At 46.7% G+C, this 22,086-nt stretch carries 20 protein-coding genes; 11 read left to right on the plus strand and 9 right to left on the minus strand.

Translation table 11 applies throughout. From position 1 onward, the window contains the following. Positions 1-8 precede the first annotated feature (8 nt). Positions 9-374 carry a hypothetical protein gene (locus PJF56_RS20530; protein ID WP_283764584.1) on the minus strand — a complete coding sequence of 122 codons (366 nt, stop codon included), beginning with the start codon at positions 372-374 and terminating at the stop codon, positions 9-11. A gap of 157 nt (positions 375-531) precedes the next feature. Here PJF56_RS20530 and PJF56_RS20535 point away from each other — a divergent pair, with 157 nt between their 5' ends. Both PJF56_RS20535 and PJF56_RS20540 read left to right on the plus strand, forming a co-directional pair. Next, positions 532-1,443 carry a COX15/CtaA family protein gene (locus PJF56_RS20535; protein ID WP_283764585.1) on the plus strand — a complete coding sequence of 304 codons (912 nt, stop codon included), beginning with the start codon at positions 532-534 and terminating at the stop codon, positions 1,441-1,443. A 101-nt stretch (positions 1,444-1,544) separates the two neighbouring features. Beyond that, the gene (locus tag PJF56_RS20540; RefSeq protein ID WP_283764586.1) at positions 1,545-2,528 is read left to right on the plus strand and encodes a heme o synthase; all 984 of its coding nucleotides are present in this window, start codon (positions 1,545-1,547) and stop codon (positions 2,526-2,528) included. 64 nt (positions 2,529-2,592) lie between these two features. Here PJF56_RS20540 and lnt read toward each other — a convergent pair whose 3' ends face one another. The 5 genes from lnt to upp all read right to left on the minus strand — a co-directional run bounded on the left by lnt (position 2,593) and on the right by upp (position 6,637). Further along, the gene (lnt, locus tag PJF56_RS20545; RefSeq protein WP_283764587.1) at positions 2,593-4,122 is read right to left on the minus strand and encodes an apolipoprotein N-acyltransferase; all 1,530 of its coding nucleotides are present in this window, start codon (positions 4,120-4,122) and stop codon (positions 2,593-2,595) included. An 86-nt stretch (positions 4,123-4,208) separates the two neighbouring features. Next, entirely contained in the window at positions 4,209-4,325 is a 117-nt protein-coding gene (locus tag PJF56_RS20550) for a photosystem II reaction center protein I (protein WP_283754986.1), read from the minus strand. A gap of 103 nt (positions 4,326-4,428) precedes the next feature. After that, complete coding sequence (locus tag PJF56_RS20555; RefSeq protein ID WP_283764588.1) at positions 4,429-5,484, minus strand: hypothetical protein; 1,056 nt, start codon at positions 5,482-5,484, stop codon at positions 4,429-4,431. Between the two features lie 119 nt (positions 5,485-5,603). Continuing rightward, positions 5,604-5,903 (minus strand): ssl2009 family thylakoid membrane protein, encoded by a 300-nt coding sequence (locus tag PJF56_RS20560; RefSeq protein WP_283764589.1) that lies wholly within the window; start codon positions 5,901-5,903, stop codon positions 5,604-5,606. Between the two features lie 83 nt (positions 5,904-5,986). Then, complete coding sequence (gene upp / locus PJF56_RS20565) at positions 5,987-6,637, minus strand: uracil phosphoribosyltransferase (RefSeq protein WP_283764590.1); 651 nt, start codon at positions 6,635-6,637, stop codon at positions 5,987-5,989. 80 nt (positions 6,638-6,717) lie between these two features. Between upp and crtH the strand changes: the two genes are divergently transcribed. The 3 genes from crtH (at position 6,718) to PJF56_RS20580 (ending at position 11,265) form a co-directional block, all read left to right on the plus strand. After that, positions 6,718-8,229, plus strand: a complete 1,512-nt coding sequence (gene crtH / locus PJF56_RS20570) for a carotenoid isomerase (RefSeq protein ID WP_283764591.1) — start codon at positions 6,718-6,720, stop codon at positions 8,227-8,229. Positions 8,230-8,322: 93 nt separating this feature from the next. After that, positions 8,323-10,188 (plus strand): tetratricopeptide repeat protein, encoded by a 1,866-nt coding sequence (locus PJF56_RS20575; RefSeq protein ID WP_283764592.1) that lies wholly within the window; start codon positions 8,323-8,325, stop codon positions 10,186-10,188. Between the two features lie 39 nt (positions 10,189-10,227). Further along, a complete protein-coding gene (locus PJF56_RS20580; protein WP_283764593.1) occupies positions 10,228-11,265 on the plus strand; it encodes an ABC transporter substrate-binding protein in 1,038 nt (345 codons plus the stop codon). A 102-nt stretch (positions 11,266-11,367) separates the two neighbouring features. On the opposite strand, the gene lepA is transcribed toward PJF56_RS20580, so the two are convergent. Beyond that, positions 11,368-13,179 (minus strand): translation elongation factor 4, encoded by a 1,812-nt coding sequence (gene lepA / locus PJF56_RS20585; RefSeq protein ID WP_283764594.1) that lies wholly within the window; start codon positions 13,177-13,179, stop codon positions 11,368-11,370. Positions 13,180-13,595: 416 nt separating this feature from the next. On the opposite strand from lepA, the gene PJF56_RS20590 reads away from it, so the two are divergent. The 3 genes from PJF56_RS20590 (at position 13,596) to PJF56_RS20600 (ending at position 16,656) form a co-directional block, all read left to right on the plus strand. Then, complete coding sequence (locus PJF56_RS20590; protein ID WP_283764595.1) at positions 13,596-13,826, plus strand: type II toxin-antitoxin system CcdA family antitoxin; 231 nt, start codon at positions 13,596-13,598, stop codon at positions 13,824-13,826. Between the two features lie 163 nt (positions 13,827-13,989). Then, positions 13,990-15,732: a GAF domain-containing hybrid sensor histidine kinase/response regulator gene (locus PJF56_RS20595; RefSeq protein WP_283764596.1), complete on the plus strand. Its 1,743-nt coding sequence runs from the start codon at positions 13,990-13,992 to the stop codon at positions 15,730-15,732. 39 nt (positions 15,733-15,771) lie between these two features. Then, the gene (locus PJF56_RS20600; RefSeq protein WP_283764597.1) at positions 15,772-16,656 is read left to right on the plus strand and encodes a sensor histidine kinase; all 885 of its coding nucleotides are present in this window, start codon (positions 15,772-15,774) and stop codon (positions 16,654-16,656) included. Here PJF56_RS20600 and PJF56_RS20605 read toward each other — a convergent pair. After that, positions 16,646-17,443 (minus strand): alpha/beta fold hydrolase, encoded by a 798-nt coding sequence (locus tag PJF56_RS20605; RefSeq protein ID WP_283764598.1) that lies wholly within the window; start codon positions 17,441-17,443, stop codon positions 16,646-16,648. The two genes, PJF56_RS20600 and PJF56_RS20605, sit on opposite strands and share 11 nt — an antisense overlap. 277 nt (positions 17,444-17,720) lie before the next feature. Between PJF56_RS20605 and metG the strand changes: the two genes are divergently transcribed. From metG to lptC, 3 genes are all read left to right on the plus strand, one after another. Further along, on the plus strand, positions 17,721-19,319 hold the full coding sequence (gene metG, locus PJF56_RS20610; protein ID WP_283764599.1) for a methionine--tRNA ligase: 1,599 nt from the start codon (positions 17,721-17,723) through the stop codon (positions 19,317-19,319). Positions 19,320-19,402: 83 nt separating this feature from the next. Next, entirely contained in the window at positions 19,403-20,017 is a 615-nt protein-coding gene (locus PJF56_RS20615) for a LabA-like NYN domain-containing protein (RefSeq protein WP_271943784.1), read from the plus strand. Next, positions 20,017-21,231, plus strand: a complete 1,215-nt coding sequence (lptC, locus tag PJF56_RS20620) for an LPS export ABC transporter periplasmic protein LptC (protein ID WP_283764600.1) — start codon at positions 20,017-20,019, stop codon at positions 21,229-21,231. The genes PJF56_RS20615 and lptC overlap by 1 nt, the downstream gene beginning before the upstream one ends. Before the next feature lie 31 nt (positions 21,232-21,262). Here the strand turns inward: lptC and PJF56_RS20625 are convergent, their stop codons facing one another. Next, entirely contained in the window at positions 21,263-22,060 is a 798-nt protein-coding gene (locus PJF56_RS20625; RefSeq protein ID WP_283764601.1) for a class I SAM-dependent methyltransferase, read from the minus strand. Positions 22,061-22,086 lie beyond the last annotated feature (26 nt).

A 22,086-nucleotide genomic window follows, 5' to 3' on the forward strand; every position in this document is an offset into this window, starting at 1 on the left:
CAAGGTGTTCAGGAGTGCGAGCATCTTGCTCGCTGCTTCCCCAGGGAGCGAGACGCTCCCACTCCAAAATATCCAAGGTGTTCAGGAGTGCGAGCATCTTGCTCGCTGCTTAACCCTAGGGAGCGAGACGCTCCCACTCCGAAATATCCAAGGTGTTCAGGAGTGCGAGCATCTTGCTCGCTGCTTAACCCTAGGGAGCGAGACGCTCCCACTCCAAAATATCCAAGGTGTTCAGGAGTGCGAGCATCTTGCTCGCTGCTTAACCCTAGGGAGCGAGACGCTCCCACTCCAAAATATCCAAGGTGTTCAGGAGTGCAAGCATCTTGCTCGCTGCTTAACCCAACTGAATTCCTGAGAATCGAAAGAAAAACCAAAGCCTGGCTGGGATTAGCGATCGCCTCACTTACAGTAGTACACCAGTGGCATCAGGCCTGATGGTCTTACCCTCTGTCTTCGATGAGTGAGCATTTGCTCGCGAATTGTTTAACATGGATTGATAATTATTGAAGATAACGAACTGTGAGTATGGGCATGGCTAATTTCACACTCCATGAACAGATAGAATCCAAGCATCGAGTTCACCCTCAACAAAGAATCCTTAAGTTAGTGGTCAAACTCGTGGTGGCTACGGTGCTGTTAATGGCAGTCGGTAGCGCCACCAGAGTGATGAATGCAGGATTAGCTTGTCCCGACTGGCCCCTGTGTTATGGAACCTTAGTACCAACCCAACAAATGAATCTACAGGTGTTTCTAGAATGGTTTCATCGTCTGGATGCCAGTTTAATTGGCTTGGGGGCAATTGTCCTCATGGCTCTATCCTGGTGGTATCGCCAAGAACTCCCCCAATGGTTACCCTGGGCCGCCACTGGGAGTTTAGGATTAGTAGTATTCCAAGGACTGCTCGGAGGCCTCACGGTTACCGAGCTGCTGCGGTTCGATATTGTCGCTGCTCACCTGGGAACAGCCCTCCTATTCTTCCTCAGTCTGGTCACCATCTGGATGTTGCTGCTACCCTATAACGGCACAGGAGCAACGGGAAAATTATCCTGGATGGGCGCAGTAGCTGCCAGCTTGGTCTATATTCAAAGTATTTTAGGGGCGCTGGTGGCTTCCCAATGGGCCGTTCATCAATGCTTAGGAGGAAAACAACTCTGTGGGATTATGCATAGCCATATTGCTGGGGTACTCCCTCCGATTATCACCACTGCTGTTCTGATTATTTGGGCCCGGCGCACTCCTGCCCTTCACCCTTTGCTACGGCGCTTAATTCACTATGCTGGAGGCCTTTTAGTTTTACAAATTCTGTTGGGAGTGGGAACCTTATGGTTACATCTGCAAGTGGAACCCTTAACGGTGGCCCATCAAACCATTGGGGCCTGTTTATTGGGGATTTTAACTGCTTTTTCCGTTTTAGCCTGGCGCGATAATGCTCCGCATCGCTAACGCGATCGCCAAATTCTACCCGATCTCCAGTAGACACAACACTTTACCCATTGCCAATAACCCATTACCCGTTACCTGCGTAAAGCGCTCTATTTGAATCTATGCAAGACACCGCAAGAATTTCTGTCTCTTCTCTCCAACACACTCTTCTGGAGACCTGGCGCAATTACTATCAACTCACTAAACCTCGCATTATCCCCCTCTTACTGATTACCACAGCCGCCAGTATGTGGATTGCTTCAGAAGGCAACATCGATCCGATACTCTTACTGGTAACCCTGACTGGAGGAACTTTAGCTGCTGCCTCTGCCCAAACTCTCAACTGCATTTATGACCTCGATATTGATTATGCCATGGTACGCACGCGCAAGCGTCCCCTTCCTTCGGGAAAAGTGCAACCGCGACATGCGCTGATTTTTGCCTTAATTCTGGCTGGATTATCTTTTGGATTATTAACCCAATTTGCGAATCTGCAAGCGGCCCTTTTAGCGATGATGGGGATTGTGTTTTATATGGTGGTCTATACCCATATCCTCAAGCGCAATACGCCCCAAAATATTGTCATTGGTGGTGCGGCTGGCTCAATTCCGCCGTTAGTCGGTTGGGCAGCAGTGACGGGAGAATTAAGTTGGGCAGCTTGGTTATTGTTTGCTCTGATTTTTCTTTGGACTCCGCCCCATTTCTGGGCTTTAGCTCTGATGATTCGGGAAGATTATGCCACAGTCAATGTGCCCATGTTGCCGGTAGTAGAAGGGGAAAAAGCGACAACTGTGCAAATTTGGATCTATTCTTTGTTGGTGGTTCCGGTTTCGTTACTGTTAATTTATCCCTTGGGAGTCTGTGGGGCAGTGTATGGGGTGTTTGCTGTGGTTTTAGGGGGAGTTTTCCTCCAGAAAGCTTGGGTTTTACACCAAAATCCCCAGGATCTGCCTTTAGCCAAATCGATGTTTAAGTATTCGATTTTGTATATGATGGTATTGTGTACGGGAATGGTGATTGATAGCCTCCCCATTACTCATCAGATGGTACAAGCTTGTACCGGTCATTTAGAGACGCTGATGGGTATGGTGTTGAATATGAGTTAAGATCATTCAACTCTTGTCTGTTCTCTGTTGTTTGTTGCACCCGCTACGGCGGGTTTTTTAGTCTTTAACCGGATTTATTACCTATTATCGCGCCAAGGGCTAGAACTATACACAGCAGTGGGGTGAGCCAATCTCCCCATTGGATATATAAGGTTTGGGTGGTTCTGCGTTCAATGGTATCGGCGTGAATTTGATAGATGTTGCGATCGGAAATCCAGCGCGTTTTACCATAATGTTCGACAATGGCTGAATAGCCTGTATTGGTGGCTCGAATGGTGGTGCGATCGCTCTCTATGGCTCGTAGAACATCTTGAGCATGGTGTTGCCATTGCATGGCAGCGCTGTAGTGTGCATCGTTAGAAGCGGTGATGATAAATTCTCCTCCTTGTGCTGTTTGGCGGCGGAAAATTTGCGAAAAGGCAGAGTCGTAACAAATGCCGACAATGGCTTGTCCTACGGGGGTTGGGATGATTTGATCGGCAGCACCTTGAGCCAGTTGAGCGTCTAGGGGAGAGAGTCGGTTAATGAGTTTGCCGATCAGGGATTCAAAGGGGATATATTCTCCTAAAGGAACGAGTTTAATTTTGTCATATTGACTGATAATGGTTCCGGTTCTATCTAGGGTAAAGAGGCTGTTGGTGAGGCGATCGCCTTTTTGCCCGAATGCACCCACCCAAGCGGGGGTTCCCCAGTCGCGGATGGCTTGGAGTAGAGGAGGATAACCCCGGTTCTGTTTTGTCCAAAGAAAGGGGAGGGCGGTTTCGGGAGTCAGAACGATATCGACTCCTTGAGAGGCTAATTGTTTGTATCCTTGGGTATACCCGGCTATGGCGTTTTGCCATCCTGGAGAATAGAGTTTGATTTCATTGGGAATATTGCCTTGAATGATGCCAATGTTGAAGGTTTTTTCGGTTTTTGAGGCTAAGGATTGCTGGGAGAGAAAATAACCGGTTGCATGGCTGGAAAGAAGGATGGAAATTGCTCCAATTAGGATTGCTTTATATGTGCTTTTATGATATAATTTATGGCCAATGAATTCGGCGACTAATCCATTTACGGCAACCAATACGGCGGTAATTGTATTTGGCCCTGAAAGTTGGCTGAGGTGCAAAATGGGGAGGTTAAAAGGACTTTGGGTATAGGAAAGGGAACTCCACCAAAGATCGCTATGGCTCCAAAGACCTTCTAAAAGACACCAAAGGGTTGTTCCGAGGAGTACGGTATAGATACTGTTTTTCTCGCGGGTCAAATCATTGAATAAAAGTGCCCACAAACTGACTAGAGCGCTTCCCCAGAGGGTGATGAAGATCCAAACACTGAGGGCGATCGCCAAACTCGCGAACCAAGGAACGCCTAACCAGGTCATGGGATGAATTCCGGTAATCCAAAACAGAGCCACACCATGAAACCCAATTCCCCAAACCAGACCATAGCTCAGGGTTGCTTTCCAGGAACCAGAGCGCCGAACTAAGACCCAAAGGGGGATTAAGGCAATCCAAGCGAAGGGCCAAGCATTGACCGGAGCAGTAGTGATGCCCATCAGTAACCCTCCAATCAGCAAGAGGGTCACAGTTGCCAAAGATTGAGCTTTCATGATGGGGGTTTACAGCGCTTTGCGCCCTCTGTGGGGGAGGAGTGGGAGCGTCTCGCTCCCTAGATGTTCAATTGATTTTATCGGAATTATTCCAAGTCGCGACGACCAGGGTTACGGGATGGGTCACTCGATAGGAAACCAAAGACAAATAAAGCGACAAAGAAAAGCACAACGATATTAACAACGATTTTGAGCGTGAGCATTTATGTTTCTCCGAACAGATAGGCTTTGGATTATCATATCGAAATTTGGCTGAAAAACCTAGTCGAGGGAATGGTGGGGATGGATAGAGTGCCTATTCCCTATTCAAACTTCCTCATTAAGCCAGCGCCAGACTTTAGTCACTTGTTGTTCCACTTGAAGCAAGAGGCGATCGAGCCAGAGTAAGAGTTTTTCTGTGGGAGATAGGATGTATTCGTGGCTGGTGGCTTTCGTTTCAATGTAATCCGGTGCAGGTTCTGGAGTGCTGGAGGTTTGAGGTTGAGAGATGGATGAGGGTTGGGTGCGATCGCCCATCGTACCAAATAGTTCCTCGGAGGTTAACCAAGGATCGTCGGTGTGGGTGGGTGCGGGTTGGGGAGAGGGGGTTCTGAGTTGGGTGGGTTGCTTGGAGGCTAAATCGGTATTGAACCCAGTAGGAGGATGAAGATCGAGGGAAGTGAGCCAAGGAGCGTTGGAGGTTAAGGGGTTGGGTTGGTGTTGTTTTTGAGGTTGCCCGGTTTGAGATTCTCCAAAGCTGTCAATAGCGATGGCGACTCCGCCTTGTTCCATCCAAGCCATGAGTTGCCAAAATCGTCGTATGGGGGGCAATAGATGGGAGCGTTGGGCAAGGGTGGAAAGGGGGGTATAGGGTAGGGAATTGGGGGAGGGAGGGAGCAGTTTTTGGGCGATCGCCTCTTGCATGGTTTGCTGCTGTTGGGGTGTTAAAATATCGAGGGTTTGATTGGTTTGGGAGACCAGAACTAATTTTCCTGAGTCGAGCTGACTGGCAATGCCTTGCAGGAGTTTTCTCGATAGGCGATCGGGCGTAGGTTGAGCCGTTGAAGGGAGTTGGACGGGGGGATCGAGTTGGGTGAGTGCCGCTAAAACTTCCAAAATTGGGGTATCCGTTTCAGTTTCTTGGGGTTCTGGAGCGGTGAGCCAAGGGGCGACTTTATGCTGGAATTGATGATTAATGTAGCGTCCACTTTGAAAGACCCAATAAATGGGATAAACCATCACTTGGACAGTCCATTGTGCGGCAACTTTCAGGTGGCGTAGGGCGCTAGTTCCTCGATCGAGCCATTGCTGAGAATAGTGCTGAACCCAATTAAAGATCCGACTTTGATAGCGATCGCCTAGAGTCATCTTTTCCGCTCCCATTAACCCGCTTGATGGTTTTATTCTATAGCATTTGTGGGATCGGCAGGATGGGAGGGCATGGAGATGGCCCATTACCCATACCCATGAGATACCCCTAGATTGGGCTTCCGGGAGGCCTCTTAGTCAGAGGAGACCTTATTCATGGTTCCGAGTTGGTTGCGCACATCATCAATGGTTTCATTGAGTTGGGCGATTTTGCTTTCTAGGCGGCGACGAGCCGCTTCAATTTCGGCATCGGCTCTAAAATCGAGATCGGCGTTTTTCAATTCATTTTGAGTATTGCCATTTAAGAGTTCATCGGATTCTAGGTTGTCATTGCGGCGAGTGGCTAGGGTGGCCCCTAAAATACCACCTAAAACACTCCCGACAAGGGAACCGAGGAAAAATCCAGTGGCAAAGTTGTTATTAGATTGACTCATAGGATCGGGTGAGTTGAAGCTTTAATTTCTAGGTTAACGGTTATGGGGGATGAATGGCCAAATGGGTATCGCGTTTAAGTGCTTTAAGTGCCAAAGGTGCGATCGCCTGCATCTCCTAATCCCGGTACAATAAATCCTTGCTGATTCAATTGGGGGTCAATACAAGCCGTATAGACCTTGAGCGCGGGATAATTATCATTGAGCTTTTGCAGGGCTGGAGGGGCAGCCACTACAGAGACAATGCGGACAAACTGGGGATCGATTCCCCGTTGGGTGAGTTCTTGTAAGGCTAAGGTAATGCTACCTCCCGTTGCCAGCATGGGTTCTGGAATTAAAATCCGGGTTTCGGGGGCAAATTCTGGGGGCAGTTTGTTCAGGTAACAACTCGCCTCTAGGGTTTCTTCATTCCGAGCCAGACCCAGATGGTACACCTTCGATAAAGGGAGCAGGGCTTGGGAACCTTCGAGCAGGGCTAAACCAGCCCGGAGGATAGGAACCACGGCTACGGGAATTTCGGGGTTAACCAGGGTTGCTTCACAGGGAGCGAGGGGGGTTTCCAGGGTGGTTTGGAAGGTGGGTAACCAGTCTCGAACCGCTTCGTAGGTGAGCCAGCGTCCCAGCTCCGTCATGGCAGTTCGGAAGAGGGCGCTGGGAGTTTGGCGATCGCGGGCGATCGCCAACCAATGCTGAATCAGGGGATGGGGAGGCACATGAACGTGCAGTTGAAAAGTCATGGGGGTGTGAGGATAAACCAAACAATAGTTTACAATTTAAAGGTTAGACTTCTAAAATTATTTACTTCCCTTCCTAAGTCATGTCTGTTGAGTCTTCTTCCCCTGATTATGATGTCATTGTGATTGGTTCCGGTATTGGCGGACTGGTCACCGCAACGCAACTCGCTGCTAAAGGCGCTCAAGTTTTAGTCTTGGAAAGTTATTTAATTCCGGGAGGAAGTGCGGGCTATTTTGAGCGCAGTGGCTATCGGTTTGATGTGGGAGCCTCAATGATTTTTGGCTTCGGGAAACAGGGAACGACGAATTTACTCACCCGCGCCCTGGATGCGGTGGATATGAGTTTGGATACTTATCCCGATCCGGTACAAATCCATTATCATTTGCCAGGGGATTTAGAGCTGAAAGTCCATCGGGACTATGAGGCGTTTATCCAAGAATTGAGCGATCGCTTCCCCCACGAACGCAAAGGCATCCGTAAATTTTATGACGAATGCTGGCGCGTGTTTAATTGCCTCAACGCCATGGAACTCCTCTCCTTGGAAGAACCCCGGTATTTAATGCGGGTCTTTTTTCAGCATCCCTTGGCTTGTCTGGGTTTAGTCAAATATCTACCCCAAAATGTGGGAGATATTGCCCGTCGCACCATCCGCGACCCCCAACTGCTCAAATTTATCGATATTGAATGCTATTGTTGGTCAGTTGTCCCCGCCGAACTCACCCCCATGATCAACGCTGGCATGGTCTTTTCTGACCGCCATTATGGAGGCATTAACTATCCGAAAGGGGGAGTGGGACAAATCGCCCAAAAACTCGTCGAAGGACTAGAAAAAAAAGGCAGCAAAATACTCTACAAATCTAGAGTTAAACAAATTCTTCTCAAAAACAACAAAGCCGTAGGCGTAGAATTAGTTAATGGCAAACGCTATATGGCTCCCCGCGTCGTTTCTAATGCCACGCGCTGGAACACCTTTGAATCTTTACTGCCCTCAGAAACCCTGCCCCCAGCCGAACAAAGTTGGCAAGAACGCTATCAAAAATCTCCCAGTTTTGTCAGCTTACATTTAGGCGTTGAAGCCTCTGTTTTACCCCAAGGTACAGAGTGTCACCATATCCTACTTGAAGATTGGGATAAAATGGAAACTTCCCACGGCACAATTTTTGTCTCCATTCCTACCTTACTCGATCCCAACTTAGCCCCTCCGGGTTATCATATTATCCATACCTTTACTCCCAGTTGGATTGACCAATGGCAAGGACTAACTCCGAAAAAATATGAAGCCCAAAAAGAAGAAATTGCTGACCAAATTATTGACCGCTTAGAATCAATTTTTCCTGGACTAGAAGCTGGGTTAGACTACGAAGAAGTCGGAACGCCGCGCACCCATCGCCGTTTCTTGAACCGCCAAGATGGAACCTATGGCCCTATTCCGAAACGCAAGTTATTAGGATTATTAGGAATGCCCTTTAATCGCACGAGCATTCCGGGATTATATTGTGTCGGGGATAGCACTTTTCCTGGACAAGGCTTAAATGCAGTGGCCTTTTCTGGATTTGCTTGTGCCCATCGCATAGCGGTAGATTTGGGGTTGTAGCTGTTGCCCTCATCCCCCAGCACCCTTCTCCAAAGCGGACATGAAAGAGAGAGGGCAAGCCATACTAGACACGATCAAAAACCTAAAGAAGAAATGCCTGCACAAGATCCAGAACCCTTATCTTTAAGCGATCGCTACTCAGCGTTTATCGAGAAAATCGTTACCGATACCCTCAAAGGAAAGATTGGTTCCAAAGAGTATGTTTATCGGCAATTGGTAGCACAGCTAGAGTCGGAACGAGGTACGGGGGAGATTTTTGAACGATGTTTAATCGAACAAATGACACTGGCTGAAAATAAAATGGAGGCTGAACGGGATGAGTTAAAGCAAGCGAAAGCCCAGCGTCAACTGAGAGCGCTTCGCACTTTGGAAGAAGCATGGAATCGATACCAAGAGACTCAACGGACGGAAAATGCTTGTAGTGATGCGGTTACCCAACTGATCGATGCAGATGAGAGCGATCGCCTATCGGTTCTTCTGCAAATTCTCGATCCGAACCAAACTCATGCCTTTAGCAGTAAGGATATTGCATCCCTGGCACAAGAGCTAGAACAAGTTCAAGAATCCGATGAACATAGGGTTGCCGAACTTCACACTCTGGCAACAGGACTCAAACAAGGTTTGTCAGCCTATAGCGCTCTGGAGTTATTGGGATGGGTATACGAAAAGTCTCAATTGGGATTTGCTGCCAAAGGAAGTGCAAATAATCCTTGGGCATATTGGGCAAAACAAGTGAATAGTCCATTGTCCAAACGGTTCTTGACGGAACAATCTCAGAATCAATCGGCTGTCTCTTTGGCTCAACAACAAACCCATTTAGATTTGAGTGCTTGGGTAGAATTAATTGTCCTATTGCACGGCATCCAAGAAGGTTTGGTGAACTGGTTTGATAAACAACCCTACAATATTAAGGCGGGCAATGATGCCGCCGCGTCAACCTTTCTCACGTTTGCGATTATCTGGTGCGAATTAAGCCATGGATTTCGTCAAGCGGAGCAGCTTTTAGCATCCGATCGCGATCGCCTTGCGGATGCTTGCTTTCAAATTGGGCTGCAAATTTTGCGCTCTTTTGCCCAACGGGATAATTTTCCCCTCTATGGTGGCGTATTCGCTTCGTTTACCGGTAAAAATTTCCGAGACACGATTACCTATCTCGATCGCCCCCTGAAAACGATCGAGAAAAAGCAAGAGAAGGCCCGTATTCTCACCGTATTGGGCTATTCTCAACAGTGGATGGGCGATCGCGATCGCGCTCTCCTATTACACGAAGAAGCCCTAAATTTAGCCCGTCAGGAGTCCGATCGCCACTGTGAAGTGGCTAATTTGAACCATTTGAGTCGCTTGCAGCTCAGTCAAGGACAATTTCTGGAGGCGATCGATCTGGGACAACGGGCACTCTTGTTTGCGCGTCAGATTGGCGATCGAGTAGGGGAAATTAATGCGATCGCCAATTTAGGCTATGCAGATGTTCGTCAGGCTCAACAACAAGAACATATGGACATCTCGGAGATAGAAGCTTGTGTCGAAAGGCTCAAACGAGGCATGATGCTATTAGAAAAAAGTCCCGATTTAGTCTCAGCCATCTTTTGTACTTTGGCCATGGGAATTGCCCATTTAATCTTAGATCAGACCCATAACGCCCAATCCTATCTACAACAAAGCCTAGCCCTATCCATTCAGTTAGGCAATTTAGAATTAGAAGGCTTAAGTCATGCCAACCTGGGAGAAGTCAACTATCAACTCGGTCAACTTTCTCTAGCCGTATTTCACGCTAGTCTGGGGATGTACTTGTTACAGCAAGCCCATTCTACCGAGCAACGACCCGTGTCTAATTTAGTCGCCATTTTGAAGGGCAACCTAGGAGAAGTAGTCTTTAAGCAGAACCTGCAACAGCAGCGATCGCAGATTATTTCCAGAGTAGGTCTAGACGGATTTGATTACATTAACAATGAACAATGAACAATTAATAATTACCTAGTCCTCAAAAAAATCCTTAAGATGACTCAAACCCCCGCTATTTCCCGTCGCCAATTTCTACACCTCAGTTCCTTCGGATTAGGGGGTGGCTTACTCTCTCGCGACTCCCCTCGCAGCCCCAAGAATAATCCCTTAGACTCGGTAAAATTGGCCCTGAGTTGGAAAGCAGAAGCCGAATATGGAGGATTTTATCAAGCCTTAGCAACTGGAATTTATCAAAATCATGGCTTAGAGGTCACCATTCGCTCCGTTAATCCCCAAACCAATAATACTCAGTTACTCCTCGGAGGTGCGGTAGAGTTCAATATGGGAAGTTCTCTCAATATTTTCAAAGCCATAGAACAGAACATTCCCTTGGTTACCGTTGCCTCAATGTTTCAGAAAAATATTCAAGTGCTGTTAACCCATCCAGGAGTCGGTAATGATTCCCTGGCTGACTTAAAAGGAAAACCCATTTTTATTTCCTCTGGAGCGCAATTTACCTATTGGCAAGTTCTGAAGAAAAATTATGGATTTACAGATAATCAAATTCGCCCCTATAATTCTAATGTAACTCCGTTTTTAGTCAATGAAAATTCTGCTCAACAGGGTGTGTTAACCTCAGAACCCTACACCATTGAACAAAAAGGAGGGTTTAAGCCGATTGTACATCTGTTGGCAGATGCGGGTTATAATCCCTATTCTTTTACGATTACCACGACGCGAAACTTAGTCAATAATTCTCCAGATTTAGTCCATCGCTTTGTCGATGCATCGATTCGAGGGTGGTATAGTTATTTAGACGATCCAAAACCGGGCAATCGGTTGATTAAACAAGATAATCCAGATATGACCGATGATTTACTCGATTATAGTTTGAAGAAGCTCAAAGAGTATGATATCGTGACTTCACGGGAGGCAAAAACTTTGGGCATTGGCGCGATGACGGATGAACGGTGGCAGGCTTTTTTCCAATCGACGGTGGATTTGGGGATGGTGGATGCTGGGGTAGATTATCATCAAGCTTATACCCTGAAGTTTGTGAATAAGGGAGTAGATTATTATCAACAGTCGGTGTGAACTAGGAAAGAACCCTCCTATCTCCCCACTCCCCAGCAGTCAGGAACCCCTTTAAGGGTCGATCATAGAGTTCTCTTGGCTTTAGCCAGCCAGAGGAGTATGTCAACCGTTGTCTAACTTCAACACCGCCATAAATGCAGACTGGGGCACGTCTACTGTACCAATGGACTTCATCCGCTTTTTACCCTTGGCTTGTTTTTGCAGCAGTTTTTTCTTCCGGGAAATATCGCCCCCGTAACATTTGGCTAATACATCTTTACGCAAGGCAGGAATATGTTCGCTGGCGATGATCCGGGAGCCGATCGCCGCTTGAATGGGAACCTTAAACTGATGGCGGGGGATCAATTCTTTCAGTTTTTCTGTTAATCCTCGTCCCACATAATAGGCTTTATCCCGATGGACAATCATCGCCAGAGCATCCACGGGATCGCTGTTAATCATGATATCTAAGCGCACCAGATCGTTGGAACGATAGCCCAAAAAGTGATATTCCATGCTGGCATAACCGCGCGATCGCGTTTTCATCTGATCGAAAAAGTCCGTCACTACTTCCGCTAAGGGCAACTCATACACCAACGTGGTACGACTTTGGGTTAAATATTTCATGTCCTTGAACACCCCGCGCCGGGTTTGGCACAATTCCATCAATGTGCCCACATAGGTTTCTGGCGTAATAATATCAATTTGTACATAGGGTTCTTCAATGCTTTGCCGTTCGTTGGCGGCTGGCAGGGTACTGGGATTATCAATGGTGATGGTTTCTCCGGAGTTGAGAACCACCCGATAAACCACGGAAGGCGCAGTAATAATCAAATCTAGATCGTATTCTCGCTCTAACCGTTCTTGGACAATTTCCATGTGTAACAATCCCAAGAACCCGCAGCGAAACCCGAAGCCCATGGCGCTAGAGGTTTCTGGTTCATAGGAGAGGGCAGCATCATTGAGTTTGAGCCTCTCCAGGGCTTCCCGCAGTTCGGGAAACTGGTTGGCATCGGTGGGAAACATGCCGCAGAATACCATGGGGTTGGCTTCCTTATATCCCGGTAAGGGTTTCTCGGCAGGTGCGGCTTTGAGGGTAATGGTATCGCCCACCCGCGCATCTTCTACGGCTTTAATCGATGCGGCTAAATAGCCCACTTCTCCGGCGTGCAGTTCCTCCACTTGTACTTGGGTGGGAGAGAGAACCCCTAACTCGTCGATGTCGTATTCTTTCCCGGTTGCCATCAAGCGGATGCGATCGCCTTTGCTAACCTTACCATCCACGACCCGAAAATACACGATCACGCCCCGATAGCTATCATAATAACTGTCGAAAATCAGTGCCCGTAGCCGATCCTCCGTGGTATTTTGAGGAGCAGGAACCCCCTGAACAATGGCTTCTAGAATCTCCGGAATACCGAGTCCTTCCTTTGCCGAAGCTAAAATTGCGCCACTACAATCTAAACCAATCACCTCTTCAATTTCCGCCTTCACCCGATCCGGCTCCGCACCGGGTAAGTCAATTTTATTCAGAACGGGAATAATTTCTAGATCGTGTTCCAGTGCCAAATAGACATTCGCCAGGGTTTGCGCTTCTACCCCCTGGGAGGCATCCACTACTAACAGTGCCCCCTCACAGGCAATCAGCGATCGCGACACTTCATAAGAAAAATCCACATGCCCCGGAGTATCAATTAAATTCAGAACATAGGTTTCCCCATTGTTCGCCTGATAATTCATCCGCGCAGCCTGGAGCTTAATGGTAATCCCCCGCTCCCGTTCTAGCTCCATGGTATCCAGGAACTGCTCCTTCATATCGCGATCGGCGACCGTTCCCGTAAACTGGAGGAGGCGATCGGCCAAGGTAGACTTCCCATGATCGATATGGGCAATAATAGAGAAATTACGAATATGAGAGACTTTAGCGTCGGTCATAAAGTTTAATTTGAACCTAATTGAGTGAAACGTACAGTTAAAAGGGTTGTTCCGGTTCCAGACGCGCTTGAGTCAACAAGCACTCTGTCGATTGGCTCGGATTGTTAATATAGTTTAACCTAGTACGGGAGTTTAAGGAGATTCCTCCTCAATGACCCACCCATCAGACGATCGCAGCATGTTAGACTAAGATAAACCCTACGCGCTTTAAACAGACCGATCCTCTCGTCTGGTAAGCTAAAAACCCCCATTGGCTCTGATTGAGTCCCCCCGCCTCTTGAGGAGACGGAAAAATATCCCTCTGGTTTTGAGGTAAATCGGGTCTTTTTTCTCTCAATCCAGTTGAAAAAAAAAGACCCAAAAACATTAGGGTAACAACCAAAATCTGATGTCTATCGAGGCTTTAATCTAAATTGATGAACGATCCCACCCTTTCTTCCGAACGCCAACTTGATAAAGTAGAAATTTCTATCACTCTCGATGCTGAATTACTCGAACAAATTCAGCACCTAACCAACGATCCCTCTCGCATTATCGAAACAGCGATTCGTCAATGGCTCAGAGGCTCATCTCAACGGGATGATGAACTCACCCGCACTCTGATCAAAAGTCCTCCCCTACCTCCCAGGGGTGAATGGAACGATTAACCCCATAATCTCCCTGGATGTAACTCACCCACTGGGATCTCTAAATTAGAGCAGTCCCAATGGGGTTTTAGTCTTTTCTATTCCCCAGTGCTGACATCAGTAAAATCTGAGTTACTCTAGGTTAGAGGTCAAACGTCTCTATAAATTCACGCTATACCAACTCATGAATGCTTCTTCCCATGCATACATTCCCGCCTTGAAGGAAACAAGCGTTTCTAACCATTCAGAGAAGGCAAACCAATCAACACCCATCCTAGCAGAGTTAGGGGCTGAATTAAGTTTTATTCATAATACTTCGGGTGAGTATCTAGCTTTTAACTGGACTCAAGGGGAACGCTATGGTTTAGTTCCTGAGAGCTTGGTAGGGGAATTGATGGAAAACACCCTCTACCCCATTCCCATCGACCCCTATTTAGATCGAGTGCGTCAAGTGCTGGAAAATCAATTACCAGCACGGTTGAGTTATCCATTTCGCTATGGAGAAAACTACTTACTCTTCGATCTGGTCGTCACTCCAGTGCTAACGTCACCGTTAAAGGCCAATCAGGTGTTGGTTCTCGGACGACTGCTATCGAGTGCCGTGGGTTCTCAATCTTTTGCCAGTAGTCCGGAAGTGCCAACCGAGCAAGTGGGAAGAAGAAGCGATCATTATCAAACCCTTCTGACTCGAATTACACACAAAATTAGACGAACCCTAGATCTAGAAACCATTTGGAATCAAACCGTAGAAGGATTAGGGATTGCCTTAAACTTAGAAAGCTGCGCGATCGCCCAAAAATGTCTGGAAACCCAACACCTAAAAGTAGTAGCCAACTATAGTCATGAAGGGGAAACGTCACAAGTGGGGAGCTTATTTCCCTTAGAGCAAGATTCCCCCTTAATCACGGCTTTATCAAGTCTAGAACCCTTAGCTTGGGTAGAACCCGATCGCCAAGGAGTGCCAGAGTCCCGGTTAGCGGTAGCCACCTGCTATCAGGATCAACCCAATGGGTTATTGCTATTATCCCCTCCCGTGCGATCGGATGAGGAGGAACCCTATTTATGGTCACCCGAAGAAATTGAGTTGGTGAGCGAGTTAGCCGATCAGGTGGGAACGGCGATCGCCCATGCCACCCTATACCAAGAACTGGAATTAGCCAGAGAACAAGCAGAAGAAGCGTCACGACTCAAAAGTGAATTTTTAGCCAATACCTCCCACGAACTGCGAACTCCCCTCAACGGCATGATCGGCTTTCTGAAGCTAATTCTCGATGGGATGGCCGACGATCCAGAAGAGCAACTCGAATGGGTTGAAGAAGCTCATAAATCGGCCCTACATCTGTTAACCCTGATTAATGATGTGCTGGATCTGGCCAAAATCGAAGCCGGTAAAATGCAGATCGAGCTAAGTCCGGTGAATCTAGATGAATTGTTGACCAACCTAGAAAACTTTACCCGACCCCAAGCAGAAACCAAAGGCTTAAGTTACGAAGTCAGCCGTACTTCCACGAGGGACGAAGTGATGATTACCGGCAATTATCAGCGTCTATTGCAAGTGATGTTAAATCTGGTGGGCAATGCCATTAAATTTACCCATGAAGGGGGAATTACCATTACCGCAGAAGTGATTGCCAAGAAATTTGAAGTTGACCATCGGGAGTATCCAGGGTTTGTGAAGGTGAGTGTGGCCGATACAGGGATCGGCGTAGCCCTAGATAAACAAGAGAAACTGTTTCAATCCTTTTCTCAAATTGATGGATCTCGTACTCGTCAGTACGGAGGAACCGGGTTAGGATTAGCCATTTCTCAGAGATTAATTGAGGCCATGGGGGGTGAGGTCAATTTCTTTAGTATGGGAGAAGGACTTGGCTCAACAGTGACCTTTACGGCTCCTTTGGGACAATTGCCGGTGATTGTGAAAGAGTAAGTAGAGGATGTATGAGGTATGGTGAATGAATCTTTGAACGTGACTTCTAGTGCAAGTGAGGCCAGTGATGGGGATGAGTCGTTCTCTAATGCAGAGATCTTAACGGTGATGGCGGCGATCGCCAATGCCACACTGTACGAAGAACTGGAAATGGCACGAGTGCAAACGGAAGAAACGTCACGGATTAAACAACAACTTCTACACAAAATTTCCCATGAATTTAGAACCCCGCTCAATGGCATGATTGGTTTTCTCAAGCTGATCCTCGATGGGATGGCTGACGATCCAGAAGACCAAATGGAGTTTGTTCAAGAAGCTCATAACTCTGCCCTGCGTCTCTTAAATCATATTGAGGACTTTCTAGATTTAGCGAAACTTCAAAACAATCAAATGCCGGTTGAGTTAAGTTCAGTGCATCTGGATGAACTTTTAAGAGATGTCAATAAATTCACTCGTTCTAAGGCGGAGAAGAAAGGCTTAACGTATAGTGTTTCTGCAACTGAGACCCGCGATGAGATCATCCTCCTGTGCAATTACCCAGGGCTGCTTCAAGTGATGTTAAATTTAGTCGGGAATGCCATTAAGTTTACTCATGAAGGGGGAGTGGAGATTAGGGCAGAAGCGATCCCCAAAAAATTTGATTCCCTTGGACGAGAATATCCTGGGTCGATGAGAATCAGTATATCAGATACCGGTATCGGAGTTGCTCTAGACAAGCAGAGCAAGATATTTGAAGCATTTTATAAAGTGGATGGCTCTCATACTGCAAGATATGAAGGGACAGGGATTGGATTAACCATTTCCAAAGGATTAATTGAGGCTATGGGAGGTCAAGTGAATTTCTTTAGTTTGGGGGAAGATCTCGGATCGACTGTCACGTTAACGATTCCTTTACAACAATTGCCGATTATTATTAAGGACTAGATAGGGTGGGGAATTTAATCCATTTTTTATCAGTAAGAATACTAAAAATGCTAATCGACTCTTCTAATAAGCAGGCATGACCACTATGGGGTAAATAAACCACTTGAGAGTTAGGCAGGTAATGTTGCAAATGGCGAGCTTCAGATATGGAAGGTAACAAGCGATCGCTACCACTGGCTAAAATAAGCGTCGGTTGTGCGATCTTTTGTATATCTTTGGCCGTGAGGGTAAACTGTCGCAGTAAAGACAACCGCCAAGCGGAAGTCTCAGCAGGAACATCACAAAGGGCACACCAGAGAGCTTGGCGGTCTTGGGGGGCAATCCGAGGCAAAGCTGCCAGTAACAAATAAACCGCCACACTCCCCAAATTATAGAGGCGATCGGGAACCCAAGGCACAATCGATTCCCCCAACATCATCCAAGGACGGCGGTGAAAAGAAGACGCGGGATTGACCAAAATTAAGTGAGAAATTAAATCCGGCGCTTTGAGAACCGTTTGCAGCGCCAAACAGCCCCCAAACGACTCCCCACACAAATAGACCTGCCGGTTGGCTCTAGAGCGCAATTGAGCGGTAATTAAATCGATCAGGCGATCGCTCAACCCCTCCCAATCCAAACGATCCTCAGCCGGAATTCTCAAGGCACAGACCTCAAAATTCCTCTGCAACTCTCGAACCTGACGACCAAACAACGATCCCCAACCATCCATACCCGGCAAGAAAACCCATAAATCCGCCTCGGTACGCACAGCGCTCAACTGGAGAAAATGGGGCAACCGGTCACACATAGGAGAAAATAGAAGTATCGTCTTTGGTATTCAAGATTAACTAATCACGATCATAGATTATAGATAATACCTTTAAGGATAAGATCGATCCAGTCTGTTCTGTTGTCTCACCTAGAATCAATTGGCAATCCAGACAAAGTTAATCAACTAAGGCTACAATCAGAATTAATTCCCCTTATCGATCCGTTGAGTAAAATCTCTAGTAAACTCCATAAGACAAGCTGACGGGTAGATTTCACAAAGTAGGTCATTTAAAAAAAACTAACCTTAATATTCTATGAACTCTGAGTATCGAGCAAAAAAAACCTTTACCATTACAACCCCTCTATACTACGTCAATGACTTACCCCATATTGGCAGCGCCTATACCACCATTGCCGCCGATGTTTTAGCCCGCTACTGGAGACTGCGAGGGGAAGAAGTCTTGATGATTACGGGGACAGACGAACATGGCTTAAAAATTCAACGGACTGCCCAAGAGCGGGGGAAAGACCCCCAAGCCCATTGCGATGAAATTGTCCAGGGGTTTGAAACCCTCTGGCACAAGCTCAATATCCAGTACGATCGCTTTAGTCGCACGACAGCAGATAAACATCATCAAATTGTGCAAGAGTTCTTCCAACGAGTTTGGGATAATGGGGACATTTATCAAGGGGTGCAAAAAGGATGGTACTGTGTTTCCTGCGAAGAATTTAAAGAAGAACGAGACCTGCTCGATGGCCATCGCTGTCCGATCCATACCAACAAAGCCACAGAATGGCGAGATGAAAATAACTATTTCTTCCGGTTGTCGAAATACCAAGACCGGCTAGAAGCCTTCTATAGTGAGAATCCTGACTTTATTCAACCGGAAAGTCGTCGCAATGAAGTATTAAGTTTTGTTGCCCGTGGACTGCAAGATTTTTCCATCTCGCGGGTGAACTTAAATTGGGGATTTCCAGTTCCCACAGATCCTGAACATACCCTGTATGTCTGGTTCGACGCGCTCTTGGGCTATATTACTGCCTTACTCGATCCGGAAGATTCCCCCAGTTTAGAGAAGGCCATAGCTCGGTGGTGGCCGATTCAAACTCATCTGATTGGTAAAGATATTCTCCGCTTCCACACGGTCTATTGGCCAGCAATGCTGATGTCTGCGGGGCTACCGTTACCCAGACGAGTCTTTGGCCATGGCTTTTTGACCAAAGACGGGATGAAAATGGGGAAAAGTGTTGGTAATACGTTGAACCCCTATGAGTTAGTGGATCGCTATGGGGCCGATGCGGTTCGCTACTATTTTCTCAAGGAAATCGAGTTTGGTAAAGATGGGGATTTTAATGAAACCCGATTTATTAATGTTCTTAATGCGGATCTGGCTAATGATTTAGGAAATCTACTCAATCGGACTCTAGGGATGGCGAAAAAGTATTGCCAAGGTCAAGTACCGGAAATCAGCCCCGATCGCATTCCCGACGATCACCCCCTGAAAACTTTGGGAACCTCCTTGAAGTCAAAAGTGGATCTCGGTTATAATGACCTTTCCTATTCCCAAGCCTGTGAAGCTATTCTGGCCCTTGTCCGAAGCAGTAATAAATATATTGACGAGCAAGCGCCCTGGACATTGTATAAACAAGGACAACAGGAAGCCGTTGCAGAAGTTCTCTACTCAGTTCTAGAATCCGTTCGTTTAGCAGCCTATCTGTTCTCACCGATTATTCCGGGCATTAGCACTGCCATCTATAATCAATTGGGTTTTAGTGTTGATTTTAACGAAAATACGGATCTAAAGAACCAAATTTCCTTTGACACTCATGGGCAATGGGGAATCTTACCAACTCAACAAGCGTTAGGCAAACCCAAGCCTGTTTTTCAACGTCTAGAGTTAATTGAAGCTTAAATTTGATATAATAACAAGCTTTACCTTTCCCTTTCCAAACCACCATAAAACCATAAGATTTTAATAACTGAGGTATAACAATAATGTATGAATCGATGGAACAAAATCAAAGTCTATGTACTCCAGAACAGGTGCTGTCCAATCGGGGAACGGTGGCAATTTTTATTGATGGTTCTAATCTGTTTTATGCCGCCTTGCAATTGGGGATGGAGATTGATTACACCAAGTTATTGTGCCGCTTAACCAATGGTTCGCGCTTGTTACGTTCGTTTTTCTATACGGGAGTCGATCGCACCAATGAGAAGCAGCAAGGATTCTTGTTATGGATGCGTCGCAATGGCTATCGGGTGATTGCGAAGGATTTGGTGCAACTGCCCGATGGCTCGAAAAAGGCGAATTTGGATGTGGAAATTGCGGTGGATATGATGGCGTTAGTGGGCTGTTACGATACGGCGGTATTGGTGAGTGGTGATGGGGATCTCGCCTATGCAGTGGATTCGGTGAGCTATCGGGGGGTGCGGGTAGAAGTGGTGAGCTTGCGATCGATGACGAGTGATAGTTTGATTAATGTGGCCGATCGCTATATCGATCTCGAAAGCATTAAGGAAGATATCCAGAAAACTCCCCGACAAAACACCTATTCCTATCGTCCCTTATCGAGTCTAAGTCTGATGGATGAACGACAGGAAAAACGATAATGTTATGGAGTACAGGGTTGAAGTATCAAAGCATGAGTCCCAAAAGCTCTTGCATTGTGCGAAGCACTCTATCCTTAATTTTAGCGATCGCTTTATCCGCTTGTGGGGGATCGAATCCCTCCGATCGACTGGTGGAAGCAGCATCCGATGCTGAATCCTCTGATGAGGTTCAATTGGTCTTTAAGGATATCACTCTAGAACAGGGAGATAATCAAGGTCAGTTATTATGGAAAGTCCATGCCAAATCAGCAACTTATAGTGAAGATCGACAAATTGCCATCGTTGAAGAACCATTAGGGGAATTGTATCAAGATGGAAAATTAGTCTATCGGGTGGAAGCTAAACGCGGAGAAGTTCACCAAGATGGCAATTTGATTTTACTTAAAGACGAAATTAAGGCGATCGCCGTTGAAGATGAAGTCGTTTTGGAAGGCAATGAACTGGAATGGCGACCCCATGCGGATGTGCTGATTGTTCATAATACCCTAACCGGTTCCCATCCCCAGGTGGAAGCCAAAGCCGATCAAGCTAAAGTGTATAGCCGTTTGCGACAAATGGAATTGATCGGCAATGTAGAGGCTATTACCCATACTCCCCAGTTACGGATGAACACCGAACACTTAGTCTGGTTGATGAAAGATCGGCAAGTGGTGGGATCGGTTCCCCTGGAAGTCAAACACTATGAAGAGGAGGAAGCAACGGAACAAAAGTTAACTGATGAACCCAAAACTCCCCCCAGTCACACGGCCTTAGCTGGAGGGAGTATGGTGGATTTAGAGAATGAATCGGTTACCTTGATGAATCAAGTCACCTTAACCGCAGCGAATCCAGCTTTAGAAGCCAAAAGCGATTCCATGACCTGGGACTTGAAATCCCAGTCTGTGGGAGCTAATCAGAAGATTACCCTAGAACATTTGGATGAACAACTGACTTTAGTGGCCGATCGCGGTACGGTAGATTTAGCCAATCAAGTGGCCCATTTAACGGAAAATGTTCGGGTAACTGGGGGACGCAATCAGTCGGATCTATCGGCAGAAAATGTTACCTGGTCTTTTGGCACGGAAGAGGTGGAAGCCACGGGGAATGTGACCTATCGACAAGTGAATCCCCCTGTGTTTCTGCAAGGGGCTAGGGCCTTTGGTCAGTTACGGGATCAAAATATTACTGTAACCAGTGGCGATCGCACCAGAGTGGTGACGGAGATTATCCCTTAGATTCGGGTTCAGGCGATCGCGAAACGGAGTTTTATCGGCGAATCAAAACCGCCATCCCTTTATGCAGTTTACGTTGCAGGGAAAAGGGCAAAGAACCGGTAAATTTTTCGATGCCATCCACTACCCCCTTGGGCAAAATTTTCAAGAGATATTCGAGTTTAATATGGCCATTGGTTAAGGAATTGGTAAACAAGCGAATTTCTTCGATTTCTAATCCCGCTTGCTTCACCAGGGGCGAAATTTCATCGGTGTGCATCAGAAAAATATGACCATCCGAATTGGGGCTAAATTGTTGTTCTTCGTACAAAGATGGATCGGGACAATCGGAAAACTTGGGTAAATTATGGCGAATATATTCCCCATTGGGCGTGGTCATCACAATATACCCTCCTGGCTTCACCAATTGGGAAATTTTTTGCAGAAATCGATCGGGATGGGCTACATGCTCAATAATTTCCGTAATCAAGACCACATCAAAGCAAGAATCAAACCCTAAATCAAATAAATTACCAGGGGCATACTCAATATTGCCCTTTTCATACTTCATTTTCACGTAATCTACTAATTCCGATCGCAAGTCATTCCAAGTCACTTGGTAGCCCAATTCCGCCAGCCACAAACTATAATTGCCTTGAGAAGCTGCCACATCTAACACCTTAGCTCCCGGTTGGGCCACTTTTTGCACCAAATCAATCACCACCTGACGGCGATTCTGGTAAGCATAGGTATGACCCAGAATCCGGCGATCGCCATAAATTTCCATCTGGTCATAGTAAAATACTTCTTGCCAACTTGCGGGGGATTCTGGGGGAAGAGCGATCTGCTTCATGGCTGAATTTCTCCTAGGTTATGGTA

Origin of the sequence: Roseofilum halophilum BLCC-M91 (assembly GCF_030068445.1) — a bacterium.
Classification (GTDB): domain Bacteria; phylum Cyanobacteriota; class Cyanobacteriia; order Cyanobacteriales; family Desertifilaceae; genus Roseofilum; species Roseofilum halophilum.

Bases quoted from the DNA above. Each gene is read 5' to 3' on its own strand.
- PJF56_RS20580 (WP_283764593.1), top strand. From the start codon at position 10,228: ATGACTCAAACCCCCGCTATTTCCCGTCGCCAATTTCTACACCTCAGT.
- PJF56_RS20535 (WP_283764585.1), top strand. From the start codon at position 532: ATGGCTAATTTCACACTCCATGAACAGATAGAATCCAAGCATCGAGTT.
- upp (WP_283764590.1), bottom strand. From the start codon at position 6,637: ATGACTTTTCAACTGCACGTTCATGTGCCTCCCCATCCCCTGATTCAG.
- PJF56_RS20590 (WP_283764595.1), top strand. From the start codon at position 13,596: ATGAACGATCCCACCCTTTCTTCCGAACGCCAACTTGATAAAGTAGAA.
- metG (WP_283764599.1), top strand. From the start codon at position 17,721: ATGAACTCTGAGTATCGAGCAAAAAAAACCTTTACCATTACAACCCCT.
- PJF56_RS20550 (WP_283754986.1), bottom strand. From the start codon at position 4,325: ATGCTCACGCTCAAAATCGTTGTTAATATCGTTGTGCTTTTCTTTGTC.
- crtH (WP_283764591.1), top strand. From the start codon at position 6,718: ATGTCTGTTGAGTCTTCTTCCCCTGATTATGATGTCATTGTGATTGGT.
- PJF56_RS20575 (WP_283764592.1), top strand. From the start codon at position 8,323: ATGCCTGCACAAGATCCAGAACCCTTATCTTTAAGCGATCGCTACTCA.
- lnt (WP_283764587.1), bottom strand. From the start codon at position 4,122: ATGAAAGCTCAATCTTTGGCAACTGTGACCCTCTTGCTGATTGGAGGG.
- PJF56_RS20555 (WP_283764588.1), bottom strand. From the start codon at position 5,484: ATGGGAGCGGAAAAGATGACTCTAGGCGATCGCTATCAAAGTCGGATC.
- PJF56_RS20560 (WP_283764589.1), bottom strand. From the start codon at position 5,903: ATGAGTCAATCTAATAACAACTTTGCCACTGGATTTTTCCTCGGTTCC.
- PJF56_RS20595 (WP_283764596.1), top strand. From the start codon at position 13,990: ATGAATGCTTCTTCCCATGCATACATTCCCGCCTTGAAGGAAACAAGC.
- PJF56_RS20615 (WP_271943784.1), top strand. From the start codon at position 19,403: ATGTATGAATCGATGGAACAAAATCAAAGTCTATGTACTCCAGAACAG.
- PJF56_RS20625 (WP_283764601.1), bottom strand. From the start codon at position 22,060: ATGAAGCAGATCGCTCTTCCCCCAGAATCCCCCGCAAGTTGGCAAGAA.
- PJF56_RS20605 (WP_283764598.1), bottom strand. From the start codon at position 17,443: ATGTGTGACCGGTTGCCCCATTTTCTCCAGTTGAGCGCTGTGCGTACC.
- lptC (WP_283764600.1), top strand. From the start codon at position 20,017: ATGTTATGGAGTACAGGGTTGAAGTATCAAAGCATGAGTCCCAAAAGC.
- lepA (WP_283764594.1), bottom strand. From the start codon at position 13,179: ATGACCGACGCTAAAGTCTCTCATATTCGTAATTTCTCTATTATTGCC.
- PJF56_RS20540 (WP_283764586.1), top strand. From the start codon at position 1,545: ATGCAAGACACCGCAAGAATTTCTGTCTCTTCTCTCCAACACACTCTT.